The following is a 17019-nucleotide window of genomic DNA, read 5'->3' on the forward strand; positions in this document are numbered from 1 at the left end:
TCGCCACTATCATGGTGAATCCTTTCGTCGTTAATTTGTTGATTTACATGCCAAATTTGCATCGACGCACTAGGATTAACATCAGCCCCGAGATGTCTCAATTCAGACGCATGATTATTTTCTGTCGGGATTTCAGCAGACTTCCCAAATGGTTGCGTATGACGATGAACAGCCCGATATATATATGTGAGACGCTTAAGTCCTACCTGGACACCAGCGTCCTACATATAACGGAGGGGCTAAGATGGTGAAAAGTGTTTCCGGGATTTCGCCATTCTTGACGAAATGGGGTGTACGCGTGGGGAGATCGACGTACTCGATGCTTCCAAATAATCTGATCTGGATCAACGACTACATAGATGAGGAATTCAAGCTCAACCCAAGCGAGATGGTCGTATTAATCAATATAATCTCTAATTGGTGGAAAGAAGACCAGATACCTGCGGTAAGCAAATCCCTAATTTCTAAAAGGACACGGCTCAGCCAGCGGCAAGTACAGAGAACAATCTCTAGCTTGGAGGAGAAGGGCTACATAAAACGCGTCTACGTAGGGCAGAAAGCAGGTGGGGCCAATGGATTTCTAATCTCTGGCACTATACAGCATGTTGAAACTGTAATCTCTCGCAGATTGCAAGTTATTGATCAGCAGCGCGAGATGGAAGGCAAGCCTTCACGATTTGACGAATTCTGGTCTCGAGAGAATTCGGTAGAGTTCCCAGAAGACCCACCATTCTGATTTCGAGGATTAGGGAGACCGCTCCACGATCTGCCCATCATAAGCCGCCCGGATCCTTCCGTTCTCAATCCGATACCCAAACAGCAACGGCAGCTCGACCGCATACAAGCTATCGATCTCCGCCAGCGTGAATCCCTCCGACACCTTCTCGCGGACGACATCCAAGGCCGCCGTCTCAACAACCGCAAGCCGAGCGCGGACAGCATCCCGGATCGCAAAGTCATCACGCGTGCGCGGTGTCTGATGCGCGACCGTGACGATGTCTCCCGATTCGAGATCGGGGACCGCGTCATCGGCAACCTCGGGATGTAAATCGGCAGGGTGTCCCGATGCCGATCCGCACGGTAACGCCTTGTTATTTCTCACGTTGATGGGGTCATTTCAGTACGCTTAATCACAGCTTACCTCATTCCCGTACTTCCAAAGCCGTCCTCGCCCCGCGCGGTCGAGCCCAGTTCTACAGCGATTTCGAACTCGGCTTTAAGGACCGGCGCGATCACCATCTGAGCGATTCGATCGCCAGAAAGGACGTCGTAGGAAGTTTGGGAAGTATTTATAAGAATTACGCCTACTTCTCCACGATAGTCTCGATCGATTGTGCCCGGAGAGTTCATAACAATGACGCCCTCGTGAAAAGCTAGACCGGATCTCGACCGTATTTGTGCTTCCAGGCCATCAGGCACGTAAAGGGCTAGCCCTGTGGGTATTTTTGCTCGTCCCCATGGGGCAAGCGTTATAGGTGGACCGTCAAATGCTGCGAAGATATCAGCTCCAACCGCGCCCGGCGTTTTGAATTCGGGTAGCTTCGCTTGAGCGTGTAAAAAGGCGATCTTAACCCGCATATCTTTTGACATTTTACCCTCGCGTTGATTCACTAATAGCACGCTACGAGTTCCAGCGTTAAGGATATGATGTTTTCACCTTTGTGGATCTGAAAACAAGATATTAGCTTCTCAGTTCATGGCTTTAGAACAAAATCGGTATAATTATAGCGCAACCCCTTGGCCTGTAGATTCCGATGATTTACTGGACGCGATTCCGATTTGATACCGGACAGTTTTTCAACGTAAGCAGTGCCCTGGGTCAGCAACCTTGGCATGTATTTCCTTTTGAACGTAGGAGATGGCATGTCGAACAGACGAAAGCTGACCATGAGACAACTACGACATTTGCCTCGACTGCGATCAGACGGCGTAAGCGTTCGCGATATTGCCGATCTGCTCGGGATTGCCCGCAGCACGGTGCAGGACGGGATCGGGCGAGCTGCGACGGCAAGGCTGTCCTGGCCTTTGCCTGCCGATCTAACTGACGACGTCCTGGAAGGCAAGCTTTTCGCCAGGCAAGGCACCAAACGAGGGGTTCGGCGACTGCCAGAGCCGGATTGGAGCGTCATTGCGGTCGAGCTGAAGAAGCCCGGCGTGACCCTAACGATCCTGTGGGAGGAATATCGTACCATTTATCCTGATGGCTACGGGTTCAGCCGGTTCTGCGACCTGTTCCGCGGCTTTGAGCGGCGTCTGACGCCAACGATGCGGCAAGTCCATACTGCTGGCGATTAGGTGTTCGTCGACTATTCCGGCAAGAAGCTGCCGATACCGCATCGAACTTTCCGGTGAGAGCCTGCGCAAAGATGGAAACCTGTCAGCCGAGGATGCAACTCACGCTTGACCAAGCCCGATATTCACCGACAATTATTAACTCAGACCCAGCGACGCTCTGCACTGTCCGACCTCGCCCCGGAGCCGCGTTAGGTAAAACGCTGGAATAAGCGTCCGGCTAAAGATCGGAATCCCCGTCCGGTTTCGTTGGAATACATACCTTGGCGCCCACGTAGCGCATTTCTACTGTAAAATATTGCTGTGGAAACGAACAATCGCGAGAGCAACTTTGAGTAAAACAGGTCATTGTGACCTGAGAAGTGGCGCGTGATTCGTTGGAATGTGCATGTCGATAGCATTGATCTCCGAGAGATCTGATCATTTTCGGGACTTCTCTGTTTGGCCGCGCCAGCAGGACTTCAACGTCGAAAGCTGGCTTCAAAATTTCGATAACTCGGAAATGTATATAGCTAAGAGGCTTTTGAGCAGTTTTACCTACTTTAATAAGCCTATGACCGGCGCTTTGATGCGGCATTCCATTCAAAAGTTTCTTTCTGCTGCGTGGGACAGAGGAGGCTTTCCGGAGCCCCCGGCTGCATTGAATACCGGCGATGTCTGCTTTGTTAAGTGCGAGGGGGAGGATCCCCGAGCTACTGACAGTGGAAATTTATTTGCGCGAAAGCTGCGAGATGAGCTCCGCATTCCTGACAAAAATATAATGGCTCCCTTGGAAGCTTTGCGAACTGCGGGACTTTTCCGCCATTTTGTTTTTGTCGACGATTTCGTTGGCAGCGGAAACCAGTTTTTGGATACATTGTGCCGCAAGCATTCATCTGTAAAGCCATACGAATCCTTTTCTGCGCTGTTGGCTGACAACAAGCATACCGTTTCGTATTGTCCATGCGTCGCGACGAGCTACGCACAATACACACGGATAGCGCCGGTTTTCCCACAAGTGTCATTGTATCCAGCGCATGTGCTGGTGCCGGATCATAATGCGACCAGTTCTTCATCACGTGTCTGGCATGGAATGGAAACGAGCGAGGCGCAGGCAGCTATCGATGTCTTGCGTGCAATTTCCGAGCGGGCGGGTTACGACAAAGATGACGGCGGTCAAGATGCCTGGCATGGTTTTCACAAGTTGGGTCTTACACTAGGGTTCGAGCATGGCATCCCGGACGCAAGTCTGCCTATATTTTTCTCAGAGAGAAACGGTTGGCGGCCGTTGATGAGGAGAGCACCGTGAATTCTCAGAGCGTCGCCCAGAATCTCGAACAACTTTTCGGGAGCTTTCGTGCGGAATCGCTGCACGATGATATCTATAAATTGTTCAATGAGCCCGAGTATTTCTATTACCTTGCGGCACCGAAGTCTTGCGTGCTTTTAGGAGGCCGTGGTTCTGGCAAGACAACGGCGTTGAAATGCCTGTCTTATGAGGGACAAGCAGCACTAAAGACAAACGATTTCAGCAGTCCGTCCTACGTTGGACTGTATTCGAGGATCAATACAAACACGGTCGCATCGTTCAGTGGTGCAGAGCTTCCTGACGCCACTTGGAACAGGGTATTCGGTCATTTCATCAATCTCGTAATCTGCGAGGAGGCGGCCGCGTACATTCGTTGGTTGAAGCAGGATTCCGACCGTTTTGATTTTGACAAATCCATAAACTATCGCCAGCTCAGCCGCGCACTGGGCGTAGCTCAGTGTCAAAACCTTGATCAGTTCATCGATGAAATTGAATCTGCACGAATTGAGTTGGAAATCTATATCAACAACTTTGATGAGAAGGCTCCAACTTTTTCGCCCCTACAAACTCCGATCGACCTAGTTATGCGAGAGCTCCGTAAGTTGACGGGGCATGCAAAGACTAACTTCTTCATCATACTTGATGAATACGAGAACCTACTTGATTACCAGCAGCGGCTCGTAAATACGCTGATTAAACATGCTGGGGGGAACTATTATTTCAAGATCGGAGTCCGCGAGCTGGGATGGCGAGAGCGGGCCACGTTGAACCCGGCAGAGGTTCTGATAAGTCCTGCCGACTACGAACGGATTAGGATTGAGGAGACACTTGAAAAGGAGTTTCCCTCCTTCGCTAGGCGGGTCTGTGAGGCGCGGCTTCAGGCTGTCGACTTGAAGAGCTTTGGACCTCCCATTGGAGTGGACATGTTGCTACCCGGTCTCTCGATCAAAGAGGAGTCTCTGCTGCTGGGGGTTTCCAAGCGCGTAGCCGATTTTAAACGCCATATCGCGGGCGACCCAAAGTTAAGCGCAATTCTTGAACTGCACGATCACGAACTCTTCGTATTTTTGGAGATGTGCAATCATGACTTCGCGGTCGCGATCAAAGATCTCAAACAGTTCGCAGCTGGAACTGCGACTGCGAAGCAAAGGTATGAGAATTACGCCTACTCATTTCTTTTTTCGATTTCGGGAAAAGGCGCACCTATCCCGAAGATGTATTGCGGTCACGCGGTGCTTGCCAAGATAACGCACCAAAACATTAGGTTCTACATGCAGTTGGTCAACGAGTGCATTAGAGAACAGATCTCCGCAGGTAAGACGATTTCGGAACCAATCGATCCGCACCTCCAGACTACTGCGGCTCGTAAAGTTGGATTAAGCTATTTACGGGAACTCGAAGGGGTTTCTACGCAAGGCGGTTCATTGGCGAAATTGCTGCTAGGACTGGGACGCGTATTCCAGTTACTTGCTTCGAACCCAGTTGGAGGTAAGCCAGAATGCAATCAATTTGAGCTGACGAGCAAGCCAGGCCTAGGTGCCTCCGAACATCAGGCTGAAGCGCTACTGACAGAAGCTGTAATGCACTTGGCGTTGACACGTACACCAGGCACAAAGTTGACTACGGAAACTGACATACGATCTTGGGACTACGCTCCCCATCCTATCTTCGCTCCTTATTTTGGATTCAGCCATCGTAGGAAGCGTAAAATGTCGGTTTCAGAAGATGATCTGATATCTCTGACCTACCAGCCGCAAGACACTATCAAAAAGATCCTTGGTCGTCGTTTCCATTTGGCAGATGAGGCACTTCCAGCCCAGATGAGTATGTTTGATGAGTACTTTCGCTGACAGTGGTCTATGCGCTCCACCTCATAAGGTGTTTGCTGTTCGCGAAGATGTAAAGTTCGCCTCAGGAGCAGCGTTAATCTACGGCGGCTTCGAGGACCGGACTCAGCTTCCGAAGGAATGGCTTGCGCAATTTGGTAGCCCCGATGTCCATCGTATCAACGAGCAAGACGAATTCGGTCAGATAACAATCGACGGCCTTCCCAATCGGGTGTTCTCCCTAAGACAGAGTACTCCTCTTCGCGAGTGGGTAGGATCGCTGGGCTGCTCCATGATCTATCTCGACATCACGGGATTGAGCCACGGTGTTTGGATGCCGTTGGTTCGGATCGTGCTAGAAAGCGGTAAAGGCATCATGTGCCTGTACACTGAGCCTGGTCGCTATACTCCGAGTGCCAATCCTCGGCCGGGAGAGTTCTACGACCTCAGCGAAAGAGTCATGGGATTTCGCCCAATTCCAAGCCTTGCAAAGTTGCCGTCACGCTCGAGGAGCCAAGCGCTCTTAATCCCTCTTCTGGGATTTGAAGGGGTTCGACTGAAGTACTTGATAGAAACAGTCGAGCCCAACGATCGTGACATTTTTCCAATAATAGGCGTTCCAGGCTTTGAGATCGACTATCCGTTCCATACTTACGAAGGGAACGCTGATGCATTGAAGGTCACAAGAGCGTGGCAGCGGGTTGATTTCGTCGATGCATCGTGTCCGTTCTCGCTGCTGAAATGGTTTGAAACACTGCGTATAGCGGCACCAGATAAGTTTTTTAAAATTGCAACGATCGGAACGAAGCCCCACGCTTTGGGCGCTTTATTGTTCGCCCTACGCGATGCGTCATCAGAAATTCTCTATGATCACCCCGTCAAGAAGATGGGGCGAACTCAGGGTGTTGGCAAATGCCACTTGTATGACGTGACAAGATACTGGGAGGTCGGACATTAACAAATGTCGCGATATCGCCCTCTACATTTCGGAAATCTTGTAATTTAGCAGCTCACCTTTGCTGATATGGCGAGCTCCCACACCCCGACTGATTGACTTGAGCTTCCGTCGCCCTGCATCAGATCTCAGGGCTTTAAATACATGATTCTGGTGCTCGGGGGGGAGGCGGACGACAAATACGCAATCAGAGACTCGGAATGCTCCCTCGCGTACGATGACTACCTTATACTCCAAATTCCGATCTACGCGGGCTATTAAAATGTCTCCGACTTTGACCTTTGGGTGTTCAGTGGACGGCGCATAGACCTCACCATTTTCCCATCTCGAGAAGTCAGACGTATGGAAGACAAAGTCTGGCGCCGTTCTAACCTCGGTTGTGGAGATGCTTCCACGGGTAATCAATGCGCCAAGCGATGAAAGTGTGGGGAGGTCACATGACTCTTTCGGAAGCGAGTGGAAGTCGAAGTCCAGGCGACGCTCCGCTGCATCGCGATCTATCGTAACCGCCTCGCTCAAACCGCCTTCCATTGTATATTTAAAAAGGCTGATTTTCTCTGAAGACATTACCTTATTTTTGAAAGCAAGAAGGAAGGAGTTCGCCTCTGTCCCAGAGAAGGCACGCCTAGGCAGTTGAACCACAGCTCTAATCGAGTGGCGTTGAACCAGTTTATTGCGAAGAGGCGCGGCCGCCTTACCCGAAATGAAGCTGTCCGACACCACAAGCCCGACGCTACCGCCAGGGCGAACAAGGCGGATGTTTTGGGCGAGAAAGAGCGCTTCGGCTGCCAGTTCGCTGTTATTTCGTGATAGGCATTGGTCTAAACCAGCTTCGGCCAAGACGCGATCGTAACTCTCATGCCAGACTAGGCGCTTGAAAGGAGGATTGCACACAGCCGCATCAAAAAGGCCCGCTTCCGCCACTTTCAAGACGATGTCAGGATCGAGGGCGTCAAGCGTGTAGTGGGAATGGTTTTTTGCACCCGCGCGAAAGCGCTTTGCGACTTCGCAGTTGGTGTCAACATCTACAGTCGTAACAGATAAATTGCTCCAATGACGTGCGGCTGCATCAGAAAGAGTACCGCCCCCAGCACCCAGATCGACAATTGAAGTCACATTGGTTCCGGCTATGGTCTGGACCAACAAATCTCCAACATAGGGCAAAGAGTAAAACCGGCAGAGTGGATCTCGGCCCTCGTCATCGAAAACTTGCAAGCTAAAAACCAATCTACCGCCGCACCACGGTTACTGTAAGGAAAAGGTGTAAACGCGCAAGTGGTATCGGAGAATGACCTTTTTGTAATGCGTCGCGTGACTCTCATTTCGCCGTAGGAATCGCAGGTACTCCTCCAAATCCTTCCGATAGGCGTCGATGGTGTTGTTGCTGAGGCCTCCGGCAAACGCGCAGTGATTATGGAAGTGTGGATTTTCAAACATATTTGAACCACTTTTCCATTTCACCGTGAGCCGATTGAAATGAGGAAAATCTCTTCCGGACAGCCGGTTAGCACGGACCTCGTGGAAGATCGCGAAACGAAAAAGCGGATCAAACCCTGCCAAAATTCAACACCCTGTTCCCGGCAGAAGCCTGCAAGGTCAATCCGGCGATCCTCTCGGCGCTTTCACCCAACGCCGACGAAAACCATAACTTCTTCTCCGGCTCGGGCTCGTCTTATGTTATTGGCAAGGCGGTGGGGCGGAGGATGAGGATTGGGATTTCTAAGCTTTTGTAGAAGCTGAATAATTCATTGATCGAGCATCAAATCAAACGAGGGGTCGCAGGTTCGACCCCCTTCAGTAAGCGCGAATTTCTGTGCACCTTCTGAAGCGCAGTGCTCTGATGCATGAAGTGTCCACCAAAACAGGTGGACACCAAATCATGGACGATACTCCTAAACTGCAGGTGCGGCTTGTTGGCCGCGACGGCCGCCGTCGATATGACCCTGCCTCCCGAGATCGGCTTGTCGCAGCGTGTTTAGAGCCTGGCGTTTCGGTTTCGCGTCTAGCTCTGGAGCACGGCGTCAACGCCAATCTCGTTCGCAAGTGGGTAAAGAGAGCCAAAGAAGATAGTGCTTTACCTGCGGTATCTACGTTCGTTCCGGTTCAGATAGCTACGGATATGCAGTCGTCTTCTGCCAGCGGTCCACCGACGAATGTGGAGCCGGTCGGCAAGCGATCTCATGCATCCAAGCTGAGCGCGGTGCTGACGACCACCTTATTCGAAACACCCGTTCGACACTTTTTCATTAGGGCGGTCCACTCCGCGGGAATTGATGAGTTTATCGCCCACCTGACGGTCATTGAAGCGGCCTTGGGTCTGCACTCCGACTACGGGAAAAGCTGAAGACCGATCCCCGCAAAGGGTTAAAGGTGACGGAGGTGATGCGGACAAGAGTACAAAACTTGTTAGCCGATCCGAAATTCGGTGGCGAATATGAATCGCTGTTCGATCTAAGGAGCGCTTATGTTCATGGCCGATCAATGGCACCAATATCGAGCGAAGAGCGCCGTCGGGCGCGCCGGCTGGCACGCTCTGTTATAATGGCGTTGGTCGATGTTGCATCCTGCCAACCCGCGAATATTGATCGCGAGGTTTATCTGAATAGGCTGTTTTCTCCCTAAGTTTGCAACTGTACCAATTGGCCTCACAACCTCGAGGCCGCGGGTTTGATATCTGCTGTCCTTTGGTAAGACTGGGTGGGGCGAGCGAAGTTCAAGTTCGCAAAGAGCCGATTGTAGCCGAAACGGTCGCTGATTACTCTTTTCTTGCCGCTGAATCAAACGGCTATGGCTGCCTGCAGCTCCTCACCTGCCGGTAATACGGCCCGCCATATCACTGGGAAATTGCCGGCAAGATCTCGGGCCTCTTCATATCCCCCGCCTAGACCCTTGAGGATCTCCAAGAAGGCCTCTGAATCCGGCTGGCCGAGGGTAGCGATAGTACAGAAGCTCCTTCAATTTTTGCACTTTTCGGGTAGTCGCAAACTGAACTATTAATCAAGCTCACGTTTAAAATACGTTCGGTCTCAGGGAGCCATCAGCTTTTCCGCCCAGCTCAATCGGATGGAGATTTTCTCGCGAAGCTGAGCATTTCCGCAGGAGGACTTCTGGCTTCGGAACACGAGCCAGCGGCCGAGATCAAAGTGCATTGACGATGAAGGAAAAGCCGCGCGTAAACCGAGCTAACCAACGATCTTTAGAGTTGCATGTTTCTCTGCGACTTGTAACTATCCCGGGAGTCGAAGTTCACATAACTTGGAAATATAGATGCCCGATCGTCAACCGTCCGAAAGTGTTTGGGGTGTTATGGGTATCGCAGATCAGCTCCAGGAGCTGGTCACTGGGCTTGCCTCCGGTTACTTGCCTGCAATGCTGGTTTTTGCGGTCTTTCTCTGGCTGGAATGGGTACTCCCGCCAGAGCCTTGCGTGTGGGGATTTCATAATCATGTTCGAACAGCAAGGCGAGTGACCAGTCTCGCGCTCTCGGCGTTGCTAAGCGCGGCGCATCGCCCACTCCAGGCACCGCACGATGCCTAGGATAATCTCTCGCCTGAAAATAGAGACTATTATCGACAACGAGCGTGAGCTGGTCGACAAGGCGATAAAGCTCATCCATCAAGGTGGTGAGACACCGATGTCGCTTGAACTGATCGAGTTGGCAGGGATGGGTAACACACCTCCACTCGACATCGCCGACGCCCTAATCGACTACCTGGACAAAAACATCATGACCGAGCGGTTCATCGCTGTTTTGCAGCGGTTGGGCCGGGAAGTGTCAAGCGATGCCGAGGCCCTCGCTTTGGATCCAATAGCGGCGGCAAGCTTTGACCCTGACGACATGCAATCGTTCTGCCATAGCGCCTCAGCATATCGATGCCGGATTTTGATTGATAACGAAATCAGGGGCAGTGGCGTGCTTGTCTCGCACCGATTGGTCCTCACGGCGTGGCATGTCGTAAATGAAGAAAAGCCGTGGACCGCCTCTCCGCAGATCGCCGTAATCGCAAGTGATGGTAAGCGCTATCGCGCCAGGTTTGCTGGCCCGTATTCCGATTGCCATCCGTCAGAATGGACAGGCGCAATTGCCGACGACGCGGACCTCGCAGCGCATAGCGACTTTGTTCTTTTGCGCCTAGTAGAGCCGATCGGCTATTCGCTAGGTCATCTTGCTCTTCCCACAGAGTCCTACGTATGGGCTGGCAATACCAGTTGCATGCTTGTCCATTACCCGGACGGACAGGACCGCGGTTTTACCCTTGGAGAAGTCATGTATGGCGGCGACAAACCGCGCTACGAACACACCGTCCCGACCGCGGCGGGATCGTCAGGTGGAGCGGCGTTCTCAAACGGATTTCAGTTCATCGGCCTTCACCAAGGCAGGATAGGCAACCAACGGAGATTGGTGCCGGCTAGTCGTTACGTCAACGATAATGAGTTTAGAGCCTGTATCGGCTCTGACACCAAGCCAACTTATCTTTGGTCTTTGAACGGATCGCTTGATGCGCATCTGATTATAGGCCGCCAGCTATTTTTCAGCGGGCTGACAGCCTTGGTCGAAGGGAGCCAGTCGCTGTTCGGAATCTGGATTAAACGTCTTGACCCTCAAAAGGATGAGGCTGGACTGGCTTTTGCTTATCGTATGCTGGAGAATTTCCTCAAGTTACGCTCGCCCAGCGCTAAGGCCGTTCGGATCGACATCCCCACTGATGGTGAAGATCTCCTGGAACTGACGTTGAGGCTCGCTGGCGGCGATCCATTCATGCTACAAGCCCGTCCAGGCGTACGCTTGGATGAGACGACAATGTCTGCATACGAGCGCGACCGAGCCGATGCACTCGTTTCAAATCTCGACCGACGCGATGCTCCGCTTTGGCTTTATCTGGAGGGGCCAAATCAGGAGTTCAGTCGACGGACCCAGTATCAGCTGGAACAGCTGATTGCGAGGCTGGAGCGCGCACGCAATATCAAAGTGGTGCTGAGCCGGCTGGAGAGCTACAATCTCCCGGTCATGACCCATCAGTCTCTGCCTGACGTGGACGCGGGCAGGGCAGGCCTGTTGCTCGACTATGTTGGCGACTTCGGTCGCGAAGATGTTCGCATCACAGTCACCGCAATTCGTGACGACCTCGCTCCCGATTTGAATGATGGCGTTGTCGAGTTTATAGTCGATCAATCTCTTGCAGGCGTTCCTCACGAGTTTGGAGTATACAGTTCCGCCAAGCTTGGAATTGTCTCAACCAAGCTGGCCGATCTAATCTCACCGCGGGTAGGTGCAGTATGATGAAGGGAGGCGATCTCGAACGGTTGATAGGTACAGCGCGTCGCTTTGCTGCGTTATCGGTTTCGTTCAAGCCGCTGGATGCGGTCCGTGCCGCATTGGGAGCCGAAAAGTACGAAGCTTCCACGGCCGCCATTCTCCTTGCAAAGCTCCAGGCTGACTGCGTCACCTCCGAACCCGGGTTTTGGGTCATGCGCCCCTCGCCACGAGAAAAAACTCTTCTTGCAACCGAGCGGAGCGTTGCGCTCGATGGGCTCAATACGGCTTTACCGGGAGACGAAGCTTCGGTTTTCCTCCGTGACACCTATCTCGGCGACAGCGGGCCAATTCGCGAACTCCTGAACCGACTGGTTGCAAACCCTTTTGACGCTCCTGAGCAGTTGGGAAAACTGTTGGGCACGCTTAGCCAGCTTGGTCGTGCCACGGAGCTTTACAATCGAATCCCTGAACTTAGAAGCGCATTCAATCGGGCTGAAGGCGCGCTCCAATCACATAGTCAGCTGGCAACTGGCTTCTTCGGGCACAATGGACTCCGCGAAGAGCTTGCCGATTGGATCGATCATCCTCCGCCCGAGCGCATGGCCCGCGCCTTCTACATCGGTGGCCTGCCCGGGGTCGGTAAATCGTTTCTGCTGGCGAAAGCTATACAGGAAGCGCGTGCCCGCAAGAATCCTGTTGTGCTGACGCTTGATTTCGACCGGCGGGGTCTCAATCTGCTGGACACTGACAGTCTTACCCTTGAGCTTGCGCGGCAAGTGTCCGATGAGCTACCGCAGCACGCGTCGAGATTATCAGAGCTTCGCGTCGAGCTCTCCAAAGAGGCAGCCGGTCGCTACCGTCGCAGTGGCTCGCTCGAACTACCGACCGGTTTCGCCGAGGCGATGAGGATGGCAGTACAACAAAGTGGGCGTCCGGTATTGCTCGTGCTAGATACGCTCGAGGTCTTGCGTGGATATGGCGAGACCCATCCGGCACGGCTATTCTCATATATTGACCAGTTCATACGCAGCGAGATCGGACCGATGTCGATCATTGCCGCGGGGCGTGGAGATGCGCTTGCCCCACTCGATCCATTCCGGGTCGGGGAAACCAGATCATTAACCGGGCTGGATGATCCCACTTCGGCCCAGCTTCTCATCGGCTTGAACGTTCCATTCCAGAGCATTCAAGCCATTGTCGACCGCGCGCGGGGTAATCCGCTGCTGCTACGTTTGGGCGCCAAGCTTGCCTTGGACAGTGAAGGCCTGACCCTGGACTGGCAGGCGGGTGATCGGCCTGAATTGGCCGGAGCCTACCTCTATCGCGCCATTCTCTCGCGCATTGAAGACGACGGCGTTCGTGACGTCGCAAACTTTGGTCTCGTTCTGCGGCAGGTCAACGCTGACACCATCAGGAAGATCATCGCGCCGGCTGTACAAATGCAGTTAAGCACAGACCAGGCGGATGCGCTTTTGACGGATTTGCGCACCAACCACTGGCTGGTTGTCGATGATGTTCAGAGCGGTTGGGTTAGGCACCGATCAGATATGCGTCAGGCGATGTTACCCATGATCTATGAGGACGCCCCATCGAAGACCGCTGAGATCAACCGCCTGGCTGCAAAATTCTTCGAAGGCCTTGTGCCGGAACTGCAGCTCTATCACCAGCTTCAGCTCGTTCGCGCCGGCGAACCGCTGGTGAATGTGCCATCGCCGCTCGCCTTGTTATTCGACGACGCCATGATCGAAGAGCTGCCTGCTGTTGCCGCGGATGCCGTACGGTTGGCACGTGGCCAACGTTCAATCACTGGCCTCAGCCAGACGCATTCGCGCGATGTGTCGGACAATCGACCGGTTGCTGGCGCCCCGCAGTCTCCAGATAGAACGATGGTGCGTGATCTTGAGCTCCTGCTGGAACAGGGCGACTTGACGGAAGCTGATCGCCTATACGAAGCGGCGTTTAGCGAGACAGGTGACCTGACATCGCCTGCTGGTGCTGTTGCCTTGTGTCACCGCTGGCTGAGCGGACGATGGTCGTCGGCAAGCAAGCAATTCAAGCAACTGACAGAACTTGGCTTCAAGCTCGAAGGGGAAGGCCATTCGTCTCTCTATCGACTTGTAGCTTTGGAAATGCGGGCTGAGTTCGGCTTCGAGGAACTTGCCAGGGAAATGTCCCTTGACGGACAACTCCTCCTCGACGCGCAATCGACGTATGGGGAGGCGCAAGGACGCCGATTGAACGACGGACCTCTGGCCTTTGCCATGCTTGCCGCTGATGGTTCCCGTTACACCTCCAAGGATAGGCGTGATCGCATTGGTGCTGCCGCAACCGGCCTTGACGATGCCTCGCTCACTGACTTTGCCCGCTCCGATATGCTGGCCCTGAGAGAGCGATATGGCATTGAAACGCTGCCGCATACACAGCCCCACGATTACGCAGCCGTGCTAAACCCCTATTCGCGGCCCATTGGTACCCTATTTGCGCTGAAGCGTAGCCCTCGCATGCATGATTACCTCAATGGGATCATGACCAATTTCGATCAGGTGATGGAATCTGCCTTCAACGTCGGCGAACAGGGAGGCCCCAAGGCCCGTCTCCTGAGCGACCCGACGCAGGGCATAGACTATCTAGCCGCAGCTGGAGCTACCGCGGACTGGTTGGGTGCTTTCAGCTTTTTCCACTCCACAGCACACGTCCCAATGCTCGCGCGGCGAGCGGAGCGGTGGCGCAAGGCCGCTGCAGGATCATGGACTTTTGGTGGCCGGCGGCCGAGCGAATGGCGTGAGCAATCGGAGGAACTCGACCGTGGCATGTACCAATGGCTCGAAAAGGCGGTTGGTCATCGAGAAGCAGTGCAGGAGGCGGCAAGGCAATTCCTGTTTTGGGCTTCCGCGGGTCGGTGGTCGCCAAGTGCGAGCTGGCTGAGTGCGGAGGCATATCTCCCTGAGATTGGTGAACGCGCCCAGGCGCGTATCTTACGCGCCATGTCGCAAGGAAAACGGGCCGGCTTCGGATTGGGAAGGGCGAATGGCCACCTTGGTTGCCTGCGGGAAATGCAGCGGACCGGGGTCGCGAGAAGCATCGCGGTTCCGTTGACAATTCTGGCGATGGACGCTGGCGATGGGTACACGCCCGACGACGAATTCATAAGGGCGTTCAGGATAGTTGCCGGCCCGGAAGTTCGAAGTCGTTTCTATTAAGGAGGGGGAAATGTCTGATCAATTTGCCGAGAATGTAAAACGGCTCGGGTCGTTCCGCGAGCGGGATTGGAATAGCGTCAAACAAGCTCTGACGGATGGCAACGAACTGTTGCGGCAAGCGGGGCTTGATGGAATTTCGGCTGCGGACATAGATGCGAAGCGCGGAGAGTTGGAGGCACGCGGGGGCAGCCAGGCAGCCGAACTGGAGGCGATCGTCCGGCTGGTCAATCGGCCTCCGATGACAATCCGAAATGGAAAGGTGGATCTCACCGATTGGCCGAGGAGCGAGTTTCCTCCTGAGTTCGATACTTGGGTTCGTGCCGTCGAACCGATGCTGGGTTCAGTGGGCCGGATCGAGTTCGTGAACCATGACATGGACTGGGGCGGTACCGGCTGGGTGCTGAAAAGCAAGGACGGTGAACTCCTGGTGGCTACCAACCGCCATGTAGCCGAGATCGTTGCCCGCCGCACCCAGAGCGGGGCGGGTGTCTTTATGTACGCGCCCGGCGGTGGAGGCCGATATGGTGCCGCGATCGATTTCAATGAAGAGGTCGATGCGACGCCTGACTTAGCCCGTTCAGTGAAGCTCTTGAGCTTCACCTATCTGGCGGCCGACGACGAGGCCGACGTGGCTATAGCCCGTATCGCCAAGGTCCCGCCGGAGTTCGGTATTGGTGCACTTCCGCTAGCTGACGCTGATGGTGAGAACGGGGAGTTGGTGGCCGCGATTGGTTATCCGACTCGCGACAGCCGGAACGATGCCACTCAAATGGAGAAATACTTCAAGGGCCTTTACGACGTGAAGCGTTTCTCCCCAGGCTTCCTTCGTGTTGCGAGCTCAAGCACTCGCTTGAGCCACGATGCCACGACACTTGGCGGTAGCTCCGGTTGTCCGCTCATCGGCCTTAAGCAAAAGAAAGTGGTCGGCTTGCATTTTGCTGGCCGATATGGGGTTGGCAACAGTGCCGTCCGTGTCAGCACGCTAAAGCGGATTCTTGAGGGAAACAAGACTGTGATCCCGGGCACTGCGATCGAGGGAGACGATGAAGCACGGGACGGCACGCATCAACAAACTGATCTTGCCGATCGCGGTGGCTACAATCCGCACTTTCTCGAGGCATTCACGGTGTCACTACCCAACACACAAGGCGTAGCTGGCATTCGCTTGGCGACACCGACCGACGCCACCGAGGACCGTCCGCACGAGCTGAAATATACCAACTTCGGTGTGCTCTATTGCGAAAACATGCGCAGCCCCGTTGTCGCTGCCGTTAACATCGACGGAGGAAAATCCGTGCGGATCAAGCGGAGCGGCGACCGCTGGTTCTACGACCTGCGTATTCCCAAGGACTTTCAGATCGGCAGCGATATCTATTCGGAGGCTGGCCTTGATCGCGGGCACATGGTGAAAAGGGAGGACCCTAACTGGGGCGTTGGAGATTCTCCCACGCGCGCGAATTTCGATACGTTTCATTTTCCAAACTGTTCGCCTCAACATGCAGGGTTCAATCGAGATATCTCGACGTGGCGTGGACTTGAGGACTACATCCTGGAGAATGCGCGGACGCACGGCTTCCGAGCTTGCGTGTTTACAGGGCCAATTTTATCCGACGACCTGGAAGCATTTGAAGACACGCGTCTGCTGCTGCCTCGTGAGTATTGGAAAGTGGTGGTCATGCCCACACCAACGGATGGCGGCGCCTATGTTCCCCATGTCACCGCATATATTTTAAGCCAGGGAGAGCTTATCCAGAAGATCATGGCGGCACGGAACGCCAGCGAGGCAGCTGAAGGTTTTGTTTTTGGTGCATATCGGACATTTCAAATCACCGTCGAGGCACTGGAAACGGAAACCGGATTGAGCTTTGGCGACCTCAGAAAATTTGATGCCTTGGCCAAAGAAGTCGAGGAAAAGGAAACGATGCGTCCGTACATCTCTTTGCAACATCTTTCAGATGCCATTATCTGATGAGAAAGCGGCTTAACGCGGAAACAGCTAGTATGTCTAATCCGCATTGCCGTCCAGAAAATCGCCTCCCAATTGCGAAAGCGTCCCTTCATGAACAGGATGGCCGGTTCCTTTCATAAAGCGAGCATTTAGCTGTTTCACCCTTCAAGGGAATTGCTGCCTAGTTGATGCTACGCTACAAAGTTCGTATTATCAGACACTTAACAAATCCGATCAGCTGGCCGCCGGTTCG

The 17019-nt window shown here is 53.7% G+C and carries 13 protein-coding genes and 1 pseudogene; 10 read left to right on the forward strand and 4 right to left on the reverse strand.

What is annotated here, in order from left to right:
* Positions 1-244 precede the first annotated feature (244 nt).
* Positions 245-736, forward strand: a complete 492-nt coding sequence (locus WA845_RS23265; protein WP_337322637.1) for a MarR family transcriptional regulator — start codon at positions 245-247, stop codon at positions 734-736.
* A 9-nt stretch (positions 737-745) separates the two neighbouring features.
* Here the strand turns inward: WA845_RS23265 and WA845_RS23270 are convergent, their stop codons facing one another.
* Both WA845_RS23270 and dut read right to left on the reverse strand, forming a co-directional pair.
* On the reverse strand, positions 746-1102 hold the full coding sequence (locus WA845_RS23270; protein ID WP_337322638.1) for a hypothetical protein: 357 nt from the start codon (positions 1100-1102) through the stop codon (positions 746-748).
* A gap of 35 nt (positions 1103-1137) precedes the next feature.
* On the reverse strand, positions 1138-1590 hold the full coding sequence (gene dut / locus WA845_RS23275; protein ID WP_337322639.1) for a dUTP diphosphatase: 453 nt from the start codon (positions 1588-1590) through the stop codon (positions 1138-1140).
* Positions 1591-1863: 273 nt separating this feature from the next.
* Between dut and WA845_RS23280 the strand changes: the two genes are divergently transcribed.
* The 4 genes from WA845_RS23280 to WA845_RS23295 all read left to right on the forward strand — a co-directional run bounded on the left by WA845_RS23280 (position 1864) and on the right by WA845_RS23295 (position 6364).
* Positions 1864-2295, forward strand: a complete 432-nt coding sequence (locus tag WA845_RS23280) for a hypothetical protein (protein ID WP_337322640.1) — start codon at positions 1864-1866, stop codon at positions 2293-2295.
* Between the two features lie 385 nt (positions 2296-2680).
* Entirely contained in the window at positions 2681-3580 is a 900-nt protein-coding gene (locus WA845_RS23285) for a phosphoribosyltransferase-like protein (protein WP_337322641.1), read from the forward strand.
* Positions 3577-5430, forward strand: a complete 1854-nt coding sequence (locus tag WA845_RS23290) for an ATP-binding protein (protein ID WP_337322642.1) — start codon at positions 3577-3579, stop codon at positions 5428-5430. Before WA845_RS23285 ends, WA845_RS23290 begins: the two co-directional genes overlap by 4 nt.
* Complete coding sequence (locus tag WA845_RS23295; protein ID WP_337322643.1) at positions 5414-6364, forward strand: hypothetical protein; 951 nt, start codon at positions 5414-5416, stop codon at positions 6362-6364. The genes WA845_RS23290 and WA845_RS23295 overlap by 17 nt, the downstream gene beginning before the upstream one ends.
* A 21-nt stretch (positions 6365-6385) precedes the next feature.
* Here WA845_RS23295 and WA845_RS23300 read toward each other — a convergent pair whose 3' ends face one another.
* A complete protein-coding gene (locus tag WA845_RS23300) occupies positions 6386-7504 on the reverse strand; it encodes an N-6 DNA methylase (RefSeq protein ID WP_337322644.1) in 1119 nt (372 codons plus the stop codon).
* 102 nt (positions 7505-7606) lie between these two features.
* Positions 7607-7798: a site-specific integrase gene (locus WA845_RS25320; protein WP_443111983.1), complete on the reverse strand. Its 192-nt coding sequence runs from the start codon at positions 7796-7798 to the stop codon at positions 7607-7609.
* Between the two features lie 125 nt (positions 7799-7923).
* Between WA845_RS25320 and WA845_RS23305 the strand changes: the two are divergent.
* From WA845_RS23305 to WA845_RS23325, 5 genes and pseudogenes are all read left to right on the forward strand, one after another.
* Positions 7924-8084: pseudogene (locus tag WA845_RS23305) on the forward strand (class 1b ribonucleoside-diphosphate reductase subunit beta); the annotation flags it as partial.
* A 156-nt stretch (positions 8085-8240) separates the two neighbouring features.
* Positions 8241-8705, forward strand: coding sequence for an IS66-like element accessory protein TnpA (tnpA, locus tag WA845_RS25325; RefSeq protein WP_443111976.1), 465 nt, complete (start codon positions 8241-8243; stop codon positions 8703-8705).
* Positions 8706-9890: 1185 nt separating this feature from the next.
* A complete protein-coding gene (locus WA845_RS23315; RefSeq protein ID WP_337322645.1) occupies positions 9891-11642 on the forward strand; it encodes a trypsin-like serine peptidase in 1752 nt (583 codons plus the stop codon).
* Positions 11639-14818 (forward strand): AAA family ATPase, encoded by a 3180-nt coding sequence (locus WA845_RS23320; RefSeq protein ID WP_337322646.1) that lies wholly within the window; start codon positions 11639-11641, stop codon positions 14816-14818. The genes WA845_RS23315 and WA845_RS23320 overlap by 4 nt, the downstream gene beginning before the upstream one ends.
* A 10-nt stretch (positions 14819-14828) precedes the next feature.
* Positions 14829-16787: a DNA/RNA non-specific endonuclease gene (locus WA845_RS23325; RefSeq protein WP_337322647.1), complete on the forward strand. Its 1959-nt coding sequence runs from the start codon at positions 14829-14831 to the stop codon at positions 16785-16787.
* Positions 16788-17019 lie beyond the last annotated feature (232 nt).

Origin of the sequence: Agrobacterium sp. CMT1 (assembly GCF_037203725.1) — a bacterium.
Classification (GTDB): domain Bacteria; phylum Pseudomonadota; class Alphaproteobacteria; order Rhizobiales; family Rhizobiaceae; genus Agrobacterium; species Agrobacterium pusense.

What these genes read in the sequence shown, in the direction of transcription:
- WA845_RS23265 (WP_337322637.1), top strand. Translation starts at nt 245, where the DNA reads ATGGTGAAAAGTGTTTCCGGGATTTCGCCATTCTTGACGAAATGGGGT.
- dut (WP_337322639.1), bottom strand. Translation starts at nt 1,590, where the DNA reads ATGTCAAAAGATATGCGGGTTAAGATCGCCTTTTTACACGCTCAAGCG.
- WA845_RS23280 (WP_337322640.1), top strand. Translation starts at nt 1,864, where the DNA reads ATGTCGAACAGACGAAAGCTGACCATGAGACAACTACGACATTTGCCT.
- WA845_RS23285 (WP_337322641.1), top strand. Translation starts at nt 2,681, where the DNA reads ATGTCGATAGCATTGATCTCCGAGAGATCTGATCATTTTCGGGACTTC.
- WA845_RS23295 (WP_337322643.1), top strand. Translation starts at nt 5,414, where the DNA reads ATGAGTACTTTCGCTGACAGTGGTCTATGCGCTCCACCTCATAAGGTG.
- WA845_RS25320 (WP_443111983.1), bottom strand. Translation starts at nt 7,798, where the DNA reads ATGTTTGAAAATCCACACTTCCATAATCACTGCGCGTTTGCCGGAGGC.
- tnpA (WP_443111976.1), top strand. Translation starts at nt 8,241, where the DNA reads ATGGACGATACTCCTAAACTGCAGGTGCGGCTTGTTGGCCGCGACGGC.
- WA845_RS23315 (WP_337322645.1), top strand. Translation starts at nt 9,891, where the DNA reads ATGCCTAGGATAATCTCTCGCCTGAAAATAGAGACTATTATCGACAAC.
- WA845_RS23320 (WP_337322646.1), top strand. Translation starts at nt 11,639, where the DNA reads ATGATGAAGGGAGGCGATCTCGAACGGTTGATAGGTACAGCGCGTCGC.
- WA845_RS23325 (WP_337322647.1), top strand. Translation starts at nt 14,829, where the DNA reads ATGTCTGATCAATTTGCCGAGAATGTAAAACGGCTCGGGTCGTTCCGC.